Source organism: Candidatus Caccoplasma merdavium (assembly GCA_018715595.1).
Lineage (GTDB): Bacteria > Bacteroidota > Bacteroidia > Bacteroidales > UBA11471 > Caccoplasma > Caccoplasma merdavium.
Genome location: DVLI01000019.1, coordinates 106,999 through 127,076 on the forward strand (window position 1 = coordinate 106,999; position 20,078 = coordinate 127,076).

A 20,078-nucleotide genomic window follows, 5' to 3' on the forward strand; every position below is an offset into this window, starting at 1 on the left:
GCCATGTTGCACAAGTTGTCGAAATACCTGGTAGGGATAGGTACATTTCTTTTTGTTGCGATGTTCCCTGTCGGGGAATTGTACGCCCAGTACAATCTGGAAACCATCACAAACAAAGAGCTCTTTGCCTATCCCCCCAAGTCGACATTGCGGGCAACACGCTGGTTGCGCAAGGCCGATAAGTTCAAGGCCGAGGGAAACGTCGAGAAAGCCGTGCTGTATTATACCAAGGCGGCCGAGAAGGGCGACGCCCGGGCACAGTTCATTATGAGCCTATGTTACAACGATGGCTATGGCGTCGATCCCGACGAGGAACGTTCGATGTATTGGCTCAACCTCTCATTGGAACAAGAATATGCCTTGGCTCAGAATTTTAGGGGTGTGGTATATACCTATCATAAAGAAAACTCCGATTACAAGAAAGCGTTGGCCTATTACAAAAAAGCCGCTCTCCAAGGATACAGTGAAGCCCAGTACAATGTGGGCTGGTGTTATTTCAACGGCTACGGCGTGGAGGCCGACCAGGAAGAGGCCATGCGTTGGATAAGAATGGCGGCCGAGCAGGAATATGCTTTGGCCCTGGACGCCATGTGGCAGGGTTATTATTTCGGTACGAAAGGCTTGCCTCGTGATTATAAGCAGGCTGCCGATTGGATGGAAAAAGCGATAGCCAAGGGAGAGCAGATGCCGCAGTTCTATCTGGCAACGTTGTATCTCGAAGGCAAGGGAGTAGAAGCCGATACGGTAAAGGCGTTGTCGCTCTTTACGCAATCGGCCGAGGAGGGATATATGTGGTCGCAAAACATGTTGGGTAGCCTTTATGAGGTGGGCATCGGTGTGCCCGCCGACAGTGCCGCTGCTTATGCCTGGTATAAAAAGGCGGCCGAACAGGGTCTTTCCGATGCGCAAAATAATGTGGGCCGTTGTTACCGCATAGGCATCGGGGTGGAAGAGACCCCGGCTTTGGCCGTGGAGTGGTATCAGCGAGCTTCTAAGAATGGCAATGTATATGCCATGAGCAACTTGGGGTGGTGCTATGAACAGGGTTATGGCATCGACAAAAATCACGCATACGCCTTTCGGTATTACAAGGAGGCTGCCGACCACCATTATGCCGAAGCTTATCTTGGCATGGGCCGACTTTATTGGAAAGGGATTGGCGTGAAGCGGGATTATACCGAAGCCGGCATTTGCCTCCATCGGGCCGCGGGTGCGGGCGTGACGGCCGCTTATGAGGAACTGGGGCGTTTTTATGAGAGCGACAGTACCGGATTCCGTAACGACAAGGAATCTTTCGACTGGTATATGTTGGCGGCGGACAAGGGTTCGTCTTATGCCACTTGGCGGTTGGGCCGTTTCTATCAGTTGGGTCGTGGCGTGGAGCAGGACTATGGCAAGGCCATCGAATATTTGAGCCGGGCGAGTCATACAAGAAAAACGGCGCTGGTGAATTTGGGCGACTGTTATAAAGAGACCGAAGCCTACGACCGGGCTTTCGACTGTTATGAGAGGGCTTATGAACAAGGTCAGGAAAATGCGGCTTGTTGCATAGCAATAATGTATGAGAAGGGCTTGGGGGTGGCTGTCGATAATGACGAGGCCATGAAGTGGTACACGCTCGGGGCCGAGGCGGGAGACCGCTACGCCCAATATCTTTTGGGGCGGCGTTACCTCATGGGCGACATTGTGCCGGCCGACACCTTACGGGCGATAGAGTGGCTTTCCCGCTCGGGCAATAATGGCTATGCGCCGGCTTGGTGTCAATTAGGGGTGAGCTATATGACCGGAAAATATCTGCCGCGTAACTACCAAAAAGCTTTTGCCTGTTATTATCGGGCTGCCCAGATGGGAGACGATTATTCCGCCTTTGCATTGGGCGAGTGTTACCGGAAGGGGCGTGGTTGTGAACAGAACGATACCTTGGCCTATCAGTGGTTCTGCCGGGCAGCGGAACATGACGATGAGTTGGCTCAAAAGAAACTGGGCGACTGCTATTTTTACGGCTGGGGAGTGGAAAAGAATCTCGACGAAGCCATAAAGTATTATAGAATGGCTTCGGACAAGGGGGTCACCTCGGCTCGGAAAATGTTGAAGAAAATAGAAAAGAAGAAACGCTGACCGATATAAAAACGGCTTTCCCGCCTCGAAAAGAACGGGCGGGAGGGAGGTCGGTTCAGAAAATAGCCGGTAGGCTCATCCGTCGTGTTTGCTTGTCGTTTCAGACGGTGAATGGGCTGGTTTGTGGCTTTTTGCTAAATCAATACGCTTGTTTTTGTGGTTTTGATAGCTGTAATCGGCTTGTCTTACGGTATTCTTTTATACATAATTGGCAAAATGATAAAAATAATTCCGATTTTTCTTGCGTGTCTCGTAGAATTTTGTATTTTTGTTGTATGAAAATAACCTTTAAAATCTATGGCTATGAACATTCAGGCGATTATGAATAACCTTTCGGCCAAGCATCCGGGCGAATCGGAGTATTTGCAGGCCGTACACGAAGTATTGCTTTCGATAGAAGACATTTACAATCAGCACCCCGAGTTCGAAAAGGCCAAGCTCATCGAGCGTATGGTCGAGCCCGACCGTATTTTCACCTTCAAGGTGCCTTGGGTCGACGACAAGGGCGAGGTGCAGGTAAACCTCGGTTACCGGGTGCAGTTCAACAACGCCATTGGCCCGTACAAGGGTGGAATACGTTTCCATGCTTCGGTCAACCTCTCCATCTTGAAATTCCTCGGTTTTGAACAGACGTTCAAAAATGCCCTTACCACATTGCCCATGGGCGGTGGAAAAGGCGGTTCCGATTTCAGCCCGCGCGGAAAATCCGATGCCGAAATCATGCGCTTCTGCCAGGCGTTCATGTTGGAATTGTGGCGTCACCTCGGGCCCGACACCGATGTGCCGGCCGGTGACATCGGCGTAGGCGGCCGCGAAGTAGGCTATATGTTTGGCATGTATAAGAAATTGGCTCGTGAGCACACCGGAACGTTCACCGGCAAAGGTCTCGAATTTGGCGGTTCGCTCATTCGTCCCGAGGCAACGGGATTCGGCGGCCTCTATTTCGTGAAACAGATGTTGGAGACCAAAGGTCTCAGTTTGCAGGGAAAGACCATTGCGGTCAGCGGATTCGGAAATGTGGCTTGGGGTGCCGTCACCAAGGCTACCCAACTCGGAGCCAAAGTGGTTACCTTGTCGGGCCCCGACGGATATGTCTATGACCCCGACGGAGTGAGCGGTGAGAAAATCGATTATATGCTCGAACTGCGTGCTTCGGGCAACGATATTGTCGCTCCCTATGCCGAGAAGTTTGGGGTGCAGTTCTTCCCTGACCGTCGTCCGTGGGAACAGAAGGTCGACATCGCCCTGCCTTGTGCCACGCAGAACGAGCTCGATGCCGACGATGCCCGTCGCCTCATCGACAATGGCGTGATCTGTGTCGGTGAAATTTCGAACATGGGTTGCCGTCCCGAAGCCATCGACCTCTTCATTCAGAACCATATCATGTATGGACCCGGTAAGGCGGTCAATGCCGGCGGTGTAGCTACCTCGGGTCTCGAAATGACGCAGAACGCCATGCACATCAGTTGGAGTGCCGAAGAGGTCGACAACCGTCTGCACGACATCATGCGCGACATACATGCCCAATGTGTGAAATACGGTACCGAACCCGATGGATATATCAACTATATGAAGGGCGCAAATATCGCCGGATTTATGAAAGTGGCCAAAGCCATGTTGGCACAAGGTATTTTGTAGGTTACACAGCAGACCGTTTTTTCGGGCAGCCCCGCAGGAAGATTTTACCCCCTCCTGCGGGGTTTGTTCTATTTGAAGAGCTCGAATAAAAATTCCTTTCCGAAAAGATTTTTATTCTCCTCGGGAAGAGTCGAGATGGTAATTGGTCGTAATCCAATTCACCAATTCTGTCAACAAGGGTATAAAACTTTTCCCTTTTTGTGACAGTTCATACTCAACTCTTGGGGGAATTTCAGGAAAGACCTGTCGATTTATCAAATCGTCTTTTTCAAGAATCCGTAATGTAACGGTGAGCATTCGTTGCGAAATGTCGTCCAAGCTTCGTTGTATGTCCGAGAATCGCATTTTCCCATTGGCATTCAGAGAGATGAGTATCAGTACCGACCATTTGCTTCCGATGTGAGACAAGATGTCGCGCACAGGACATATTCCATCGTGATAAAAAGTTTTCATATTTTTAACATTTTGCATTGTCCTAATTTCCAATAAAGGTTACTTGTTTGTAACTACCTGATTATAATGTTATTTCTTGGGTGTTTATATTCTTCTTCCGACATTTGCTATACAAAGATAAGAAACATATTAAAAGTAACTATCGTCTTACACAAAGAAAAACGTTATGGCAAAGAAAGTCGCAGTTTTAGCCGTGAATCCGGTGAATGGATTGGGGTTATTTACCTATTTGGAAACTTTTTATGAAAACAAGATTGAGTTCAAGCTGTATGCCGTGTCCGATACGACGGCGATTCATGCCAATTCGGGCGTTGCATTGAAGGCCGATGATGTCGTCTTTTCTCTCAAAGGGCACGCCGATGATTTTGATGCGTTGGTGTTTTCCTGTGGAGATGCCATTCCGGCATTTCAGGCGCATGCCTCCGAGTCATATAATTTGGCGATGGTTGATGTCATTCGAGAATTTGCCGCCAAGGAAAAATTGATAATAGGGCATTGTGCTGCTGCTTTGATATTTGAAAAGGCTGGAATTACTGCCGGGAAAAAAGTGTCTGTGCACCCCATGGCCAAAGTCGCCATACGGCGAGGATATGCCACCGATGCCCCTTATGAGATTGATGGCCTGTTGTTTACGGCGCAAAATGAGCATTCTATTCAGGTTATGATGCCGGCTTTGCTCGAAGTTTTGCGATGATTCATCAATAAGGATTGGGAAAAAGAGAAACGAGTGTAACTTGTTTCTCTTTTTGCTTTTGGGGGGAGTGGAGTTGTGGCGGGTGGCCGTGAGTGATGTGACAGAATAAGGGCGAGAGTTCCATTTTTTGTGTGATGTATTGCAATTCTGTGGCAAAAATCATATATTTGTAAAATGAATCATTCGGTTTTGAAAATCCGAACATAATAAAACCAAATAACCTATGAGTCTAAAAATTGTGGTACTTGCCAAGCAGGTGCCAGATACCCGAAACGTGGGGAAAGATGCCATGAAAGCCGACGGAACGGTAAACCGAGCCGCTCTTCCCGCCATCTTCAATCCCGAAGACCTGAATGCGCTCGAACAAGCCCTTCAGCTCAAAGAGAAATATCCCGGAACCGTAGTGAAACTCCTTACCATGGGGCCTCCCCGTGCTGCCGACATCATTCGCGAAGGTCTCTATCGCGGTGCCGACGGCGGCGTGCTGCTCACCGACCGAGCCTTTGCCGGTGCCGATACCTTGGCCACATCATACGCGTTGGCGTGTGCCGTGCGCAAGATGGGCGATTTCGACCTGGTTATCGGCGGACGTCAGGCCATCGACGGCGATACCGCACAAGTGGGCCCGCAGGTGGCCGAGAAACTGGGCATACCCCAGATTACCTATGCCGAGGAGATATTGAGTGCCGAAGGCGGCAAAGTGGTGGTGAAACGCCGTCTCGAACGGGGCGTTGAGACCGTCGAGTCGCCTTTCCCGGCCGTGATTACGGTAAACGGTTCGGCCGACGAATGCCGCCCGCGTAATGCCAAGGCATTGCAAAAGTATAAATATGCCAAGACTCCCAGCGAACGCCAGGCCGATGACAGTTCCTATTTCTGCGCCTTGTGCGAAGAGCGTCCCTACCTCAACCTCACCGAGTGGGGCGTGGCCGATGTCGACGCCGACCTTTCGCAGGTGGGATTGGCCGGTTCGCCCACCAAGGTGAAACAAATCGAGAACATCGTCTTCCAAGCCAAGGAGAGCAAAACGCTGACCGCTTCTGATGCCGATGTCGAGGAATTGATAAAGGAACTCATTGTGAATCATACCATCGGATAGTAACCTGTCGTGGCCGGCTTCCCTTTTCCCCGGAGCCGCCTCGCAAAACACACAAACGACATGAACAACTTATTTGTATATTGCGAAATAGAAGACGGAGTTATTGCCGACGTCAGCCTCGAACTGCTCACCAAGGGACGTTCCCTGGCCAATCAACTCCATTGTAAACTCGAAGCGCTCGTCATCGGCCATCAACTCGACGACGTTGCCGCACAAGTATTCCCGTATGGCGTCGATACCCTCTATCTGGCCGACGACGCCCGTCTCTATCCCTACACCTCGCAGCCCCATGCTTCGGTGTTGATCAACCTCTTCCGCGAGCAGAAACCCCAAGTGTGCCTCATGGGTGCCACCTGCATAGGCCGTGACCTCGGCCCCCGCGTATCGTCGGCGCTCCACAGCGGTCTCACGGCCGACTGCACCTCGCTCGAAATCGGTACGTTCGAAGACAAGAAAGAGGCGAAGACCTACGAGAACCTGCTCTATCAGATACGTCCCGCTTTCGGTGGAAACATCGTGGCGACGATTGTCAATCCCGAGTGCCGTCCCCAAATGGCCACCGTGCGCGAGGGGGTGATGAAAAAAGAGATTCTTGACCCCGCCCACAAAGGCGAAATCGTGAAACTCGATGTGTCGAAATATGTCTCCGATACCGACTTCGTCGTTTCGGTCATCGACCGTCAGATGGAGAAATCGAAAATCAACATCAAGTCGGCCTCCATCATCGTGGCCGGCGGATATGGCGTGGGCTCGAAGGAGAACTTCAAGTTGCTCTTCGACCTGGCCGACGCCATCGGCGCCCAGGTAGGTGCCTCGCGTGCCGCCGTCGATGCCGGATTTACCGACCATGACCGCCAAATCGGGCAGACCGGTGTGACCGTCCACCCCAAGCTCTATATCGCTTGCGGCATTTCGGGACAGATACAGCACATTGCCGGTATGCAGGACAGCTCGATTATCATATCGGTCAACAGCGACCCCAACGCACCCATCAATACCATTGCCGACTACGTCATTACCGGCACGGTCGAGGAGGTATTGCCCAAAATGATAAAGTATTATAAGAAAAACAGCAAATAACCGAGGATTATGGCCAATTTTTATACCGATAACAGTGATTTGAAACATCACTTGACCCACCCGCTCATGCAGCGGATTGTGGCTCTGAAAGAACGCGAATATGCCGATGCCCGGAAATACGACTACGCTCCCGTCGATTATGAAGACGCCATGGACAGTTACGAGAAAGTTCTCGAAATTGCCGGCGAAATCTGTGGCGACATTGTCGCTCCCAATGCCGAGAGCGTCGACCACGAAGGTCCCCACGTCGTCGATGGGCATGTCGTGTATGCCGCAGGTACGGCTCGTAACCTCGATGCCTTGGTAAAAGCCGGTCTCATGGGAATCTCCCTGCCCCGTCGTTACGGAGGACTCAATTTCTCGCTCGTTCCCTATATCATGGCCGCCGACATGGTGAGCCGTGCCGATGCCGGATTTGTAAACATTTGGGGCTTGCAGGATTGCGCCGAAACCATTTATGAATTTGCCAGCGAGGACCAAAAACAACGCTACTTGCCCCGCGTATGCGCCGGCGAGACCATGGCGATGGACCTCACCGAGCCCGATGCCGGTTCCGACCTGCAATCGGTCATGCTCAAAGCCACATACAGCGAGGCCGACGGTTGCTGGTATCTCAATGGGGTGAAACGCTTCATCACCAATGGCGACGGACACATCTCCCTGGTACTTGCCCGCTCCGAGGAAGGCACCAAAGACGGCCGTGGCCTGTCGATGTTTATCTACGACAAGAACGACGGTGGTGTTACCGTGCGTCGCATCGAAAACAAGATGGGTATCAAGGGTTCGCCTACCTGCGAACTGGTGTTCCGCAATGCCAAGGCCGAGCTCTGCGGCGACCGCAAGATGGGTCTTATCAAGTATGTGATGGCGTTGATGAACGGCGCCCGTCTCGGCATCGCCGCCCAGTCGGTGGGAGTCTCCGAGGCTGCCTATCGCGAAGCCCTCACCTATGCCCGTGAACGTCGCCAGTTTGGCAAGGCCATCATCGAGTTCCCCGCCGTGTCGGAGATGCTTTCGCTCATGAAGGCCAAACTCGACGCATCGCGTTCGCTGCTTTACGAGACCACCCGTTTTGTCGACATGTATAAGACGCTCGAAGACATCTCGAAAGAGCGCAAACTCGAAAAGGAAGAGCGCGACGAGATGAAACGTTACCAAAAGCAGGCCGACGCCTTCACGCCCATGTCGAAGGGTATGGGCAGCGAGTTCTGTAATCAGAACGCCTACGATTGCGTGCAGATACACGGCGGCTCGGGTTTCATGAAAGACTATGCCTGCGAGCGCATCTACCGCGATGCCCGCATCACGTCGATATACGAGGGAACCACCCAGTTGCAAGTGGTGGCGGCCATACGCCACGTCACCACCGGTACCTACCTCCACATGATGCACTATTACGAGGAGCAGGAGGTGTCGGGCGACTTGCAACCGCTGCGTGCCCGTCTCAAAGAGCTTACCGCCCTCTATGAGGCCGCTGTCGAGAAGGTAACGGCTACGAAGGACAACGACTACATCGACTTCCATGCCCGCCGCATGGTCGAGATGGCCGGTCACATCATCATGGCCCATCTGCTCATACTCGATACCGAACGCAACGAGTCGTTCCGTACCTCGGCCGAGGTCTATACCCGCTATGCCGAAGCCGAAGTACGCAAGAATGCCGCCTTTATCCAGTCGTTCGACATCAATGACATGACCTATTACCGCCGCGATTGAACGCGAGTCGTGAGATTGCTAATGCCGAAAAACAAACGCCCGACAGAAAAGTCGGGCGTTTGTTTTATATTGTGATTAGAATTCTACTCCTATGCGTAAGGAGGGACCGTGGTGGTGGAGCCTTCTTGTGTAGGAATCGTAGAAGTAAAAACTTCCGTTTCGGTAGTGGTAATATTTTTCTTCATGGACGCACTGTTGATAATTATACCCGATACTCATGTTCATCGCCAACTTTGGGGCGATTTTCAGTCGGGCGCCAAATGCGGTCAGATTGACGTAATATCCGGGATTTAATTTGTCAGAACTTTTTTTGCCCAGAGCATAACCGGCTTTTAGCCCGAAGAATGGGGTGAATTTCCGGTCTGAAATATTGACTCGAAAATCAACAAACAGAGGCAAAAACCATCTTTTGCCCATTTCGTGATATTCGCAACCCAGCCCTGCTCCTACGAAAAGATGGGAATTGATTTGGCATCCGTGGGTGGTGCTTATTGAGCCTGTCCCTCTGGGGTTGTAGAATCCCACGTTGAAAGAGGTTCCCAATTCTACAAAACCTCGGTATCTGCTGTTTTTTTCGGCGTGATTATCAGCTTGGGCGGTTATTGGTGCTGCCAGTAAAAGTATCAGTAGGGAAAGAATATATTTTCTCATATGCATAGGGCTTTGGTTATGTTTTTAGAATCAATGGTTTGCGGACCCTTAGTTGGACCATTCGCTGTTCAAGAAGTCTATGCGGTTTTGCAGGACTTCAAAGAGCTGTCTTTTTTTGCTTTCTGTGTCGCCTTTGTTGTATTGCGGCCAGCGTTTTGCATCGCATTTGTCAGCTTCGGCACAACGTTGAGCCATTTCGGCGATAAATGTGTATATCGGTTCGTATTTGGCGGGATAAAACTCGTTCCATACTTTGCGTACATGTTCTTGGAAACGCGGGTATTTGGCGATTTCTTTAATCCAGCAACGGGGTCTTTTCCCTTTTTCGTAGAAGAAGTTGCGGGCACCACCCTCGAATGAATTTCCGAAATCCCACAGGGGACCGAATATCCATTTGGTGTCATTCCCTCTGTTTTTATAGAAATAGGAACTACCTGCGAAGGCGTCGCCGTTGCAGAAAATTTCTTGTATGATATAATAACGGGCGAGGGCGTCGATGTCGATATATTTTTCCCAGGTGGTGGAGTTTTTATCGTCAGCATACACGGCATCGTCTATGGCTTTCATCTGTTGACGCAGGTAAGACTCTTGTTCTTTGGAGAGAATTTCGGGGCTTTTGTGTGTGATGTGCATGATGTAACCGCTGCCATTGACAAATTTTATTTGGTCGGGGTCGTTGTAGTTGTCGATTTCGAGCAGCCAGCCTCCGGTGATTTCGTCGGCGTTTGTGCAGTTGTCGTCTTGCTCGGTGATGTTTACCCGTTTGTCATCCACACGGATATTTTCTACGAGGAAATAGAGCCCTTTGTATTCGTTATTTACAACTACTTCTACGGGCTCGGCTTCGGGCGTCCAGGCCAGACCTATTTCCTTGCCTAATTCGAAGGCTGCCGTTTCGGTCAAGTACTGGCTGTATGCTCCCACATGGGCTAACAGGACGAAATGTTTGCTTTTGTTCATTCCCAGTGGAGTGGCTTTGCTGCCCAATTTCAAGCGATATGGTTTTTTATCTTTGTTCCAGGAGGAATTTCCGCGTCCGCGAATCTCCAAAGGCAGTTGTTCTGCTTCGCTGCCTATCGGTTCGTAGCCGTTGAGATCGAATGTCTCGAGATAGTAGGTGGCGTTGATATATTCTTCTTTCGAGACGATGGGCTTGTTTTCTTCGGTGTTGATAAACAATACGGGAAGGGTGCGTGAGTAGGTACAATTTGCGATGTCGATTTTTACTTCTTCTTCGGAACAACCGGAGACGATTGTCAATAGGAGAATGAGGTATGCCAATCTTTTCATATGGGTTATATGTTTGTGAAGTTGTTTTTGGTATTGTTTGTCGTGTATGCATTGGAACAGCCATTTGTTTGCTGATGCAACGATTGTCGATGTCCCGCAATAAAGATAAACGAAAAATATAAAGTGTGCGGCCGGAAGTGGACTTTTGGAACAAAGAAACAGACCAACCGATTTTAATATCTGACGGCCTGTTGCAAAAATGAAAGATTACATTGGAGTTTTGCTTCCGTTATGTCGGAACGCGAGAACGAGGTTTCCATGTCGTTCATCATCAACAACATGGCATGTTGTCGTCCCGGCTAAAAATGAAACCTCAATATTTGCGTCCGGGAACTTTTATCTTTCCGGACGTTTTTTGTTGAATAGGTTATTTATTGGGACAATGATTCGTCCGCCGGGGAAATTTCCCCAGAAGCCAGAACGCACAGACAGGCGATTTGTGAATGGCCTTGATTATAAAAACGCAGACAATCAATATGATAATGGATATTGATGGAGCAACTATAAAATTAAAGAGGTAGAAATTCAGATGGTCAAAGTTTAAATATCTTGCTAATAAAACTTCTATTATATAGCTTTGAAGGATATAAATTCCCAAGGTATATTGTCCCCAAGAGCTGCATATTTCGAAAAACTTCGGGATGGAGTCTTTATCGAAGAGTTTTCGGAATAAAAAGATGAAAGAGAGGCTTCCGGCTATACCGATGATGATGCGATATGTTCTTTTGTAACCATATTCGAGAAGGGGATATGGATCTCTGTTGATGATGGCCTCTTTTAAATCGGGGGAAAACCAGAAGCTTTTGTCCCAAAAGCAGAGTAAGACGATAAAAGACAGAACGATGATGGGGTAAACCGATTTAAGTTTCCGCATCATTTCGGGAGAATTGTTTAATTCCAGTCCCAGTAAAAATGCCGGATACATCAGATGGACTTGATAAAAAGGAATGACTTGGCTGAAAAATAGAGTCAGGACAATCCTCGTTCCCCTTTTCAGATTGCAGCGGTATCCCAAGAATGCAATTAAGTAGCAGATAAAACAACTTTTCAAAAACCAGAATCCACCTCGAAAGGAATGGAGTAGGGAATCGATGAATGATGAGTCGAGCGCAGGTCGAATAAGAAAACTAATGAGAATACCCCATGTAAGGCAGGGAAGGAGCAGTTGGACGCTCTTTTTTTTCAGAAAGTCATTGAGCCTAATATGCATGGACGATGCCGCAAAATAGCCCGATATCATCATGAAAAGGGGCATGTGGAAGGCGTATATCGTGCGGTATAGGGGTTCGTCGACGGGTTCGCTTGATAAGAAATATTGAATGCAGTGCCCCCAAAGGACAAGAAATATGGCAAACAATTTCAATATGTCAAACGATCGGAGGCGGTTTCCTGTTGAAAGTTGCATTCTTTTTCTATAAAATTTTTGCAAAGATAATATACCTCTTTTATTCGTAAATAAATCATACTACATGTTGTTAAATATTAACATTTTTGTTGGGGGGTATCAAAGCAAAGGGGCTGCTTTTAGCAGCCCCTTTGCTTTGATTGAAATTACTTTCTTATTTTTTGAGGGCGGCGATGCTCTCTTCAAGCGATTTGATTTTGCTCTCGGCATCGGCCTGTTTCTTGCGCTCCATCTCCACCACTTTGGCGGGGGCGTTGTTGACGAAGCGTTCATTGCCCAGCTTGGCGAGGACCGAACGCAAGAAGCCTTGTTGGTAGTTCAACTCCTCTTCGAGTTTCTTTATCTCGGCTTCTACGTCGATGCTGTTTCCCAGCGGTACGGCATACTCGGTCGTTCCCACCATGAACGAAGCGGCCGTGGCGTCTTTGGCTGCTACCGTTTCTATGGCAGAGAGGTTGCCCAGCTTGGTGATGACGGCATCGCAACTGCCTTCATGGGTACCGATGGCTTGCAACGTCAGCGGCTCCTTGTTGGGAATGTTTTTCTGCAATCGTATCGTACGCACGCCGGCGATGATTTCCTTGGCTTTCTCGACGGCGGCGAGCAAGGCGCTGTCGGCGGTGCCGGGTGCGGGAATCTGCTCTATCATGATGCTTTCGCCCTCTTTGCGGTCGTAGAGGTGTTGCCACAGCTCTTCGGTGATGAAGGGCATGAAGGGGTGGAGCAGTTTGAGCAGCGTGTCGAAGAATCCGAGTGTCGCGTCGTAGCTCTTGCGGTCGATGGGTTGTTGGTAGCCAGGTTTTATCATTTCGAGGTACCACGAGGAGAATTCGTCCCAGAAGAGTTTATACACGGCCATCAAGGCTTCGGAGAGGCGGTATTTGGAGAAGAGGTCGGCCATCTCGGCGTTGACCTGGTCGAGCATGGCGGCAAACCACTTGGTGGCGATGCGGGCCGACTCGGGTTGGGGCAGGTTGTCGTCGACTGTCCAGCCTTTGACGAGACGGAAGGCGTTCCATATCTTGTTGTTGAAGTTACGGCCTTGTTCGCACAAGGCATCGTCGAAGAGTATGTCGTTTCCGGCCGGAGCCGAGAGCATCATGCCCATGCGCACGCCGTCGGCGCCATATCGGTCGATGAGTTCGATGGGGTCGGGCGAGTTGCCGAGCGACTTCGACATCTTGCGGCCTATCTTGTCGCGCACGATACCGGTGAAGTAGACATTCTTGAAGGGCATCTGTCCTTCGTATTCATAGCCGGCCATAATCATGCGGGCCACCCAGAAGAAGATGATGTCGGGGCCGGTAACCAGGTCGGAGGTGGGGTAGTAGTAGCGTATCTCCTCGTTGCCGGGGTTGTTGATGCCGTCGAAGAGGGAGATGGGCCACAGCCACGAGGAGAACCAGGTGTCGAGGCAGTCTTCGTCCTGACGCAGGTCGTCGAGCGTGAGGGCGGCATTGCCACTCTTCTCGCGGGCCAGTTTCAGGGCTTCTTCGGCGCTCTCGGCAACGACGTAGCCGCCTTCGGGCAGGAAGTAGGCCGGTATGCGGTGTCCCCACCACAGTTGGCGGGAGATGCACCAGTCTTTGATGTTCTCCATCCAGTGGCGGTAGGTGTTTTTGTATTTGGCGGGGTAGAACTTGATGTCGTCGTCCATGACCGGTTTGAGGGCGATTTGGGCGAGGTGTTCCATTTTGAGGAACCATTGCATCGAGAGTTTGGGCTCGATGACGACGTTGGTGCGTTCGGAGTATCCTACCTTGTTGTTGTAGTCTTCGACCTTTTCGAGCAGACCGGCCTTTTCGAGGTCTTCGGCAATCTGCCGGCGCACGTCGAAGCGGTCTTGGCCCACATACATGCCACCGGCCTCGCTGATGGTGCCGTTGTCGTTGAAGATGTCGATGACGGGCAGGTTGTATTTCTCGCCCAGCATATAGTCGTTGACGTCGTGGGCGGGGGTCACTTTCAGACAGCCGGTTCCGAATTCGATGTCGACATAGTCGTCCATGATGATGGGCACGGCGCGACCTACGAGCGGCACGATGACCCGTTTGCCTTTGAGGTAGCCGTAACGCGGGTCATTGGGGTTGACGCATACGGCGGTATCGCCCAATATGGTTTCGGGTCGGGTGGTGGCTACGACGATATATTTGTCGGCTTCACCCTCGATCATGTAGCGCAGGTAGTAGAGCTTGCTGTGTTCTTCCTTGTAGATAACCTCTTCGTCGGAGAGGGCGGTGAGCGCTTTCGGGTCCCAGTTTACCATGCGCACGCCGCGGTAGATGAGTCCTTTGTTGTAGAGGTCGACAAATACCTTGATGACGCTGCGGCTGCGGGTCTCGTCCATGGTGAAGGCGGTGCGGTCCCAGTCGCATGAGGCGCCTAGACGGCGCAGTTGTTTCAGAATGATGCCGCCGTGTGTCTCGGTCCAGTCCCACGCATGTTTGAGAAATTCGTCGCGGGTGAGGTCGGTTTTTTTGATGCCTTGCGAAGCCAACTTGTTCACGACTTTGGCTTCGGTGGCAATCGATGCGTGGTCGGTACCCGGTACCCAGCAGGCATTCTTGCCGGTCATGCGGGCGCGACGCACGAGAATGTCCTGAATGGTGTTGTTGAGCATGTGTCCCATGTGCAGCACGCCCGTGACGTTGGGGGGCGGGATAACTATCGTATAAGGTTCGCGACCATCGGGTTTCGACTTGAAATAGCCGTTTTTCAGCCAGTATTCATACCACTTGCCTTCGACATCGGCCGGGTTGTACTTCGTTGCAATATCCATCGTCTTGCGGTTCTAAGAAATTTGTTTGCAAAGATAATGCAAGGAGCCGGCAATGCCAAACATATCGCGGGTGCCTTTGCCGGTAATTCCTGATTATTTGGCTGCAAAAGTAGTTAAAAAACGGCAAATCCGAAACCGAAACGGCCGTACGTTTTGATAAATCTGTATTATGTAATATCTTTGATAAATTATAAAATAATGTATTCTATTTATATTTTGAAAGATAAACATAGATGCAATGGCTGGAATTATATGTATAGAGGCAGATTTTGAGATTACGCGCCCTAAGAGAAAACTTCATACAAATAGTGAGCATCTTATAAAGTTTCTGAGTGAAGAATTTTGTATACCTCATATTTATCGTCGTGTAGCAACTTATCAAGAGTTTGATTATTACACAGAACAGTTTGCAAAGAGACTTTATGATAAGTATGATTTTATATATCTCTGTTTTCATGGAGATACTCATTCAATTTTTTTTGAAGGAGATGAGAAAGATATGTCGTTACGAGATCTTGCTGTAAGTTGCAAAGATAGATTTATCAATAAATATGTTCATTTTGGTAGTTGCCGCACGATGCTTGGATCAAGAGGTGAAGTGGATTTTTTTAAAGAACAAACTGGGGCGAAAGTAGTATCTGGTTATACAAAATCTGTAAATAGCAGTTTATGTGCAATTCATGATATGGCTTTAATAAGAGAGTTCGTTACAAGAAAACAGATTACCCCAATGTTTAAATGTTTAAAAGAGCTATACGGTGGATTGGAGGATAAACTTGGATTTAAAAAGTTTTAATTCATGAATAAACTTCATATTTATATGAGGTTTTTTTATCAGTCTATCTTGTTAGAGAATATAAAAATTCGCAATATCCTATATAGGCTTTATTTCATTGAAATAGAGATTGTGCAGAATTGTTGCAAAAGCGTGTAAATTTTGGCCAATGCTTGGAACGAGAGTTCTTATAGGGTACATTTGTGTGTCAAACAAGAAAACTAACGAGTATGAACATGAAACACATTTGCTTGTCGGTGCTGCTTTGCGGCATGACCTGGGGTCAGGCGCTCGCCGACAATGCCATGAAGTTGTGGTATGAGCGACCCGCCGCGTTGTGGGTCGAGGCGTTGCCGTTGGGCAACGGACGTCTGGGCTCGATGGTATTCGGCGACCCGGTACACGAGCAGTTCCAACTGAACGAGGAGACGATTTGGGGAGGTTCTCCCTACAACAATACCAATCCCAAGGCCAAGGAGGCTCTCGATGAGATACGCCGCCTCATTTTTGCCGGTGAGAACATGAAGGCGCAGGAGTTGTGCGGTCCGGCCATCTGCTCGCCTGCGGGAGCCAACGGCATGCCTTACCAGACCGTGGGTTCGCTGCATCTCGACTTTGAGGGTGTCGACGGTTATACCGATTATTACCGTGAACTCGACATCGCCCGTGCCGTGGCCACGACCCGTTTCAAGGCCGGCGGGGTAACCTATTGCCGGGAAGCGTTTACTTCGTTTGCCGACCAACTGTTCATCGTCCGTCTCACGGCTTCGGAAAAAGGGAAAATCTCGTTCTCGGCACGTTATTCCACACCTTATAAGGAGAGTACCCGCACGGTCGAGGGACGCAATATTTTGCGACTCGACGCCCGGGCCAACGACCATGAAGGCATCGAGGGCAAAGTGCGTTTTACGACGCTCACCCGCATCGACCGTAAGGGTGGCCGTTGTGAGATGGTGGGCGACACGTTGTTGCATGTCTCGGGTGCCGATGAGGTAACACTTTATGTCTCGGTGGGAACCAACTTTGTCAATTACAAAGATGTCTCGGGCAATGCCGAGAAGATGGCTTATTCATATCTCAAAAATGCCGGTCGAAAATACGACAAGGCGATAGCGAACCACACGGCTGCGTACCGAAAATATTTCGACCGCGTTTCGCTCGACCTGGGAGAGAACGCGCAGGCGGCCAAACCTACCGACGTGCGGGTGCGGGAGTTTGAAAAGAATTTCGACCCCCAACTGGCCGCGCTCTATTTCCAGTTTGGCCGTTATCTCTTGATATGCAGCTCTCAACCCGGCGGACAGGCCGCCAACCTGCAAGGAATATGGAACTACAAGTTGCGTGCCCCCTGGGACGGAAAATATACCACCGACATCAATGTCGAGATGAATTACTGGCCGGCCGAGGTGACCAACCTTGCCGAGATGCACGAGCCGTTTCTCGATTTGGTGAAGCGCGTAGCGGTACAGGGGCGGCAGTCGGCGGCCATGTACGGTTGTCGCGGCTGGACACTGCATCACAACACCGACATTTGGGCTTCGACCGGTGCGGTCGACGGTCCCCGTTATGGCGTGTGGCCCACTTGCAATGCATGGTTCTGCCAGCATCTGTGGGACCGCTTCCTCTTCTCGGGAGATACGACATATTTGCGGACGGTCTATCCCCTGATGAGAGGCGCCTGCGAATTTTACATCGACTTTTTGGTGCGCGAGCCCAAAAACCAATGGCTTGTGGTCGCGCCCTCCTATTCGCCCGAAAATGCCCCCTCGGTCAACGGCAAGCGCTCCTTTGTCATAGTGGCCGGTACGACGATGGACAACCAGATGGTCTACGACCTTTTCTATAACACCATCGACGCCGCCGCGGCGATGGGAGAGGAAAGCCTCTTTGTCGACACGCTGCGAACGGTGGCTTCGCAGCTGGCTCCCATGCAGGTAGGTCGATGGGGACAGTTGCAGGAGTGGCTCGAAGACTGGGACAATCCCCGTGACCGTCACCGCCATGTGTCGCATCTGTGGGGCCTTTACCCGGGTAGGCAGATAACCTACAATACCCCGGTACTTATGGAGGCGGCCAAGAAAACGCTTTATGGCCGTGGCGATCACTCGACTGGTTGGTCGATGGGGTGGAAGGTCTGTTTTTGGGCTCGCCTGCTCGACGGCAATCACGCCTATAAACTCATTACCGAGCAGATACGTCCCACGACCGACGAAAGCGGGCAGAATGGCGGCACTTACCCCAATCTGTTCGATGCCCACCCGCCTTTCCAAATCGATGGAAACTTCGGCTGCACGGCCGGAATTGCCGAGATGCTGGTGCAGAGTCACGCCGGAGCGGTGCACCTCTTGCCCGCCCTGCCCGATGTATGGCGCACGGGAACGGTGAAGGGGCTGCGTTGCCGGGGTGGTTTCACCCTCGAAGAGATGTCGTGGAGTGAAGGTACGCTCGACAAGGCGCAAATCCGTTCCACCATCGGCGGTACATTGCGCGTGCGTTCGGCCGTGCCCCTCACATGCAACGGTGTCGAGCTCAAACCGCTCCAATCGGCGGCCGAAACGCCGGGTCTCTTGCTCGAACCCCAGTCGATACGCCGCCCGCTCATTTCGCCCGAGGCGCCCATCAATACGACACAGTCTGCTTCGCCTGTCTATTACTACGATATAGAGACGGCTCCCGGTGAGGTATATGAGTTGTGTGCCGCTGAATAGATGAAATTGAGCGCAGCTCAGGATAGATGAATGTACTCGTTTTCCGATGTTGAGTGAATAGCTCCGGAATATATGGCGGGTCGCTTTTCAAAAAGCGGCCCGCATGTTTTCTGCTTTCCCCCAAAAACTTTACATTTGTCGGAAAATCGCTCCGAATTATGCGTTCAATCTTACTTCTGATACTTTTTTTTATCACTTTTGTTCATACCCCATCGGCACAGGAAACTCCCAAGCGTGAGTTCCGGGGTGCCTGGATACAGACTGTTTACCAGCCCCAGTACACCGAAATGGATTCGGTACAGATGTGTGCCTATTTCGATGCGATGCTCGATACCTTGCAACAGACGGGCATCAATGCGCTGCTCTTCCAGATACGCCCCGAGGCCGATGCCTTCTACCGTTCGGAGATGGAGCCGTGGAGCCGTTTCCTCACGGGGGAGCAAGGCCGTGCGCCCGAGAACGGTTGGGACCCCATGGCCGCCCTCATCGAGAAATGCCACAGGCGCAACATCGAGTTCCATGCCTGGATCAATCCCTATCGGGCGCAGTGCAACACGGCCGTCGCACTCGACTCGTCGCACATCTATTACCGGCACCCCGAGTGGTTTGTCGAGTATGGGCGCCAGTTGCTTTTCGACCCGGGAATGCCCGGCTCAAAGGCGTTTATCTGTCGGGTTGTCGATGACATTGTCGCGCGTTATGACATCGACGCCATACACATGGACGACTATTTCTATCCCTATCCCATCAACGGGGTGCCTTTCCCCGACACCACCAGCTATGCCCTGTATGGCAACGGCCGCCCGCTCGACGAGTGGCGGCGCAGCAACGTCGATACGTTGATTTCTCAGCTTTCCCGCGGCATCAAACGGCGAAAACCCTGGGTGCGCTTCGGCATAAGCCCGTTTGGCATTTATCGCAATAACACGACCTCACCCGACGGCAGCGCCACCTGCGGTTTGCAGAACTACGACGACCTCTATGCCGATGTGTTGTTGTGGGCCCGTAACGGTTGGGTCGATTACCTTATCCCCCAACTCTATTGGGAGATAGGCCACAAGGCTGCCTGTTATGAAGAATTGGTCGGCTGGTGGAACCGGAATGTCCCCGACGGTTGCCATCTCTACATCGGACAAGATGTCTGCCGTTCGCTCGATGCTGCCGATGCCAATCCGCTTCGTTCGCAGTTGGGACACAAGATGGTTCTCTCGCGATACCTCGACCACATCTCCGGCATCTGTTTCTGGTCGGGCTATCAACTCCTCGATAATTACAAAGGTGCCTCCGATGAGTTGCGGCGTGACTATTTTACCTGTCCGGCGCTTATCCCGGCTTATACGCATATCGACAGCAAGGCACCCAAAGCCGTGAAGAAGTTGCATACCCGTTGGTACCCCGACGGTTTTTACCTCGAATGGAAAGCCGACAAGACGCGCGACGTGATGCAGCAAGCCGCCTATTATTGCGTGTATCGTTTCGATACGGCCGAGTCGGTCGACCTCGGCAATGCGCGGGCATTGGTGGCTACGGTGCGGGATACCCGTTGCCGGTTGCCCTATCGGGACGGGGCGAGCCGGTGCGTCTATGTGGTGACGGCGGTCGACCGTATGCACAACGAGGGTGAACCCGAAATTCTGAAAGTGAAATTGTAAATATATTATAGATATGAATG

At 51.0% G+C, this 20,078-nt stretch carries 14 protein-coding genes; 9 read left to right on the top strand and 5 right to left on the bottom strand.

Translation table 11 applies throughout. The annotated features are described in order from the left end of the window. Positions 1-3: 3 nt before the first annotated feature. The gene (locus tag IAD09_06520) at positions 4-2,118 is read left to right on the top strand and encodes a sel1 repeat family protein (GenBank protein ID HIT81874.1); all 2,115 of its coding nucleotides are present in this window, start codon (positions 4-6) and stop codon (positions 2,116-2,118) included. Positions 2,119-2,421: 303 nt separating this feature from the next. Next, positions 2,422-3,756 (top strand): NADP-specific glutamate dehydrogenase, encoded by a 1,335-nt coding sequence (gene gdhA / locus IAD09_06525; GenBank protein HIT81875.1) that lies wholly within the window; start codon positions 2,422-2,424, stop codon positions 3,754-3,756. A gap of 111 nt (positions 3,757-3,867) precedes the next feature. Here the strand turns inward: gdhA and IAD09_06530 are convergent, their stop codons facing one another. Further along, on the bottom strand, positions 3,868-4,209 hold the full coding sequence (locus IAD09_06530) for a helix-turn-helix transcriptional regulator (GenBank protein ID HIT81876.1): 342 nt from the start codon (positions 4,207-4,209) through the stop codon (positions 3,868-3,870). 166 nt (positions 4,210-4,375) lie between these two features. On the opposite strand from IAD09_06530, the gene IAD09_06535 reads away from it, so the two are divergent. The 4 genes from IAD09_06535 (at position 4,376) to IAD09_06550 (ending at position 8,798) form a co-directional block, all read left to right on the top strand. Beyond that, positions 4,376-4,903 (top strand): DJ-1/PfpI family protein, encoded by a 528-nt coding sequence (locus tag IAD09_06535; protein HIT81877.1) that lies wholly within the window; start codon positions 4,376-4,378, stop codon positions 4,901-4,903. A gap of 223 nt (positions 4,904-5,126) precedes the next feature. After that, positions 5,127-6,002: an electron transfer flavoprotein subunit beta/FixA family protein gene (locus IAD09_06540; protein ID HIT81878.1), complete on the top strand. Its 876-nt coding sequence runs from the start codon at positions 5,127-5,129 to the stop codon at positions 6,000-6,002. A gap of 60 nt (positions 6,003-6,062) precedes the next feature. Further along, positions 6,063-7,082: an electron transfer flavoprotein subunit alpha/FixB family protein gene (locus tag IAD09_06545; GenBank protein ID HIT81879.1), complete on the top strand. Its 1,020-nt coding sequence runs from the start codon at positions 6,063-6,065 to the stop codon at positions 7,080-7,082. Between the two features lie 9 nt (positions 7,083-7,091). Then, the gene (locus IAD09_06550; protein HIT81880.1) at positions 7,092-8,798 is read left to right on the top strand and encodes an acyl-CoA dehydrogenase family protein; all 1,707 of its coding nucleotides are present in this window, start codon (positions 7,092-7,094) and stop codon (positions 8,796-8,798) included. Positions 8,799-8,873: 75 nt separating this feature from the next. On the opposite strand, the gene IAD09_06555 is transcribed toward IAD09_06550, so the two are convergent. The 4 genes from IAD09_06555 to IAD09_06570 form a co-directional block, all read right to left on the bottom strand. Then, positions 8,874-9,449, bottom strand: a complete 576-nt coding sequence (locus IAD09_06555) for a hypothetical protein (GenBank protein ID HIT81881.1) — start codon at positions 9,447-9,449, stop codon at positions 8,874-8,876. Between the two features lie 48 nt (positions 9,450-9,497). Beyond that, positions 9,498-10,739 carry a CotH kinase family protein gene (locus tag IAD09_06560; GenBank protein ID HIT81882.1) on the bottom strand — a complete coding sequence of 414 codons (1,242 nt, stop codon included), beginning with the start codon at positions 10,737-10,739 and terminating at the stop codon, positions 9,498-9,500. A 367-nt stretch (positions 10,740-11,106) separates the two neighbouring features. Further along, the gene (locus tag IAD09_06565; protein ID HIT81883.1) at positions 11,107-12,144 is read right to left on the bottom strand and encodes an acyltransferase family protein; all 1,038 of its coding nucleotides are present in this window, start codon (positions 12,142-12,144) and stop codon (positions 11,107-11,109) included. 154 nt (positions 12,145-12,298) lie between these two features. Beyond that, positions 12,299-14,923 carry a valine--tRNA ligase gene (locus IAD09_06570; GenBank protein HIT81884.1) on the bottom strand — a complete coding sequence of 875 codons (2,625 nt, stop codon included), beginning with the start codon at positions 14,921-14,923 and terminating at the stop codon, positions 12,299-12,301. A 238-nt stretch (positions 14,924-15,161) separates the two neighbouring features. Here IAD09_06570 and IAD09_06575 point away from each other — a divergent pair, with 238 nt between their 5' ends. The 3 genes from IAD09_06575 (at position 15,162) to IAD09_06585 (ending at position 20,058) form a co-directional block, all read left to right on the top strand. Further along, positions 15,162-15,719, top strand: a complete 558-nt coding sequence (locus tag IAD09_06575; protein ID HIT81885.1) for a hypothetical protein — start codon at positions 15,162-15,164, stop codon at positions 15,717-15,719. A gap of 215 nt (positions 15,720-15,934) precedes the next feature. Further along, positions 15,935-18,406, top strand: coding sequence for a glycoside hydrolase family 95 protein (locus tag IAD09_06580; protein HIT81886.1), 2,472 nt, complete (start codon positions 15,935-15,937; stop codon positions 18,404-18,406). 158 nt (positions 18,407-18,564) lie between these two features. After that, positions 18,565-20,058, top strand: coding sequence for a family 10 glycosylhydrolase (locus IAD09_06585; GenBank protein ID HIT81887.1), 1,494 nt, complete (start codon positions 18,565-18,567; stop codon positions 20,056-20,058). Positions 20,059-20,078: the final 20 nt, after the last annotated feature.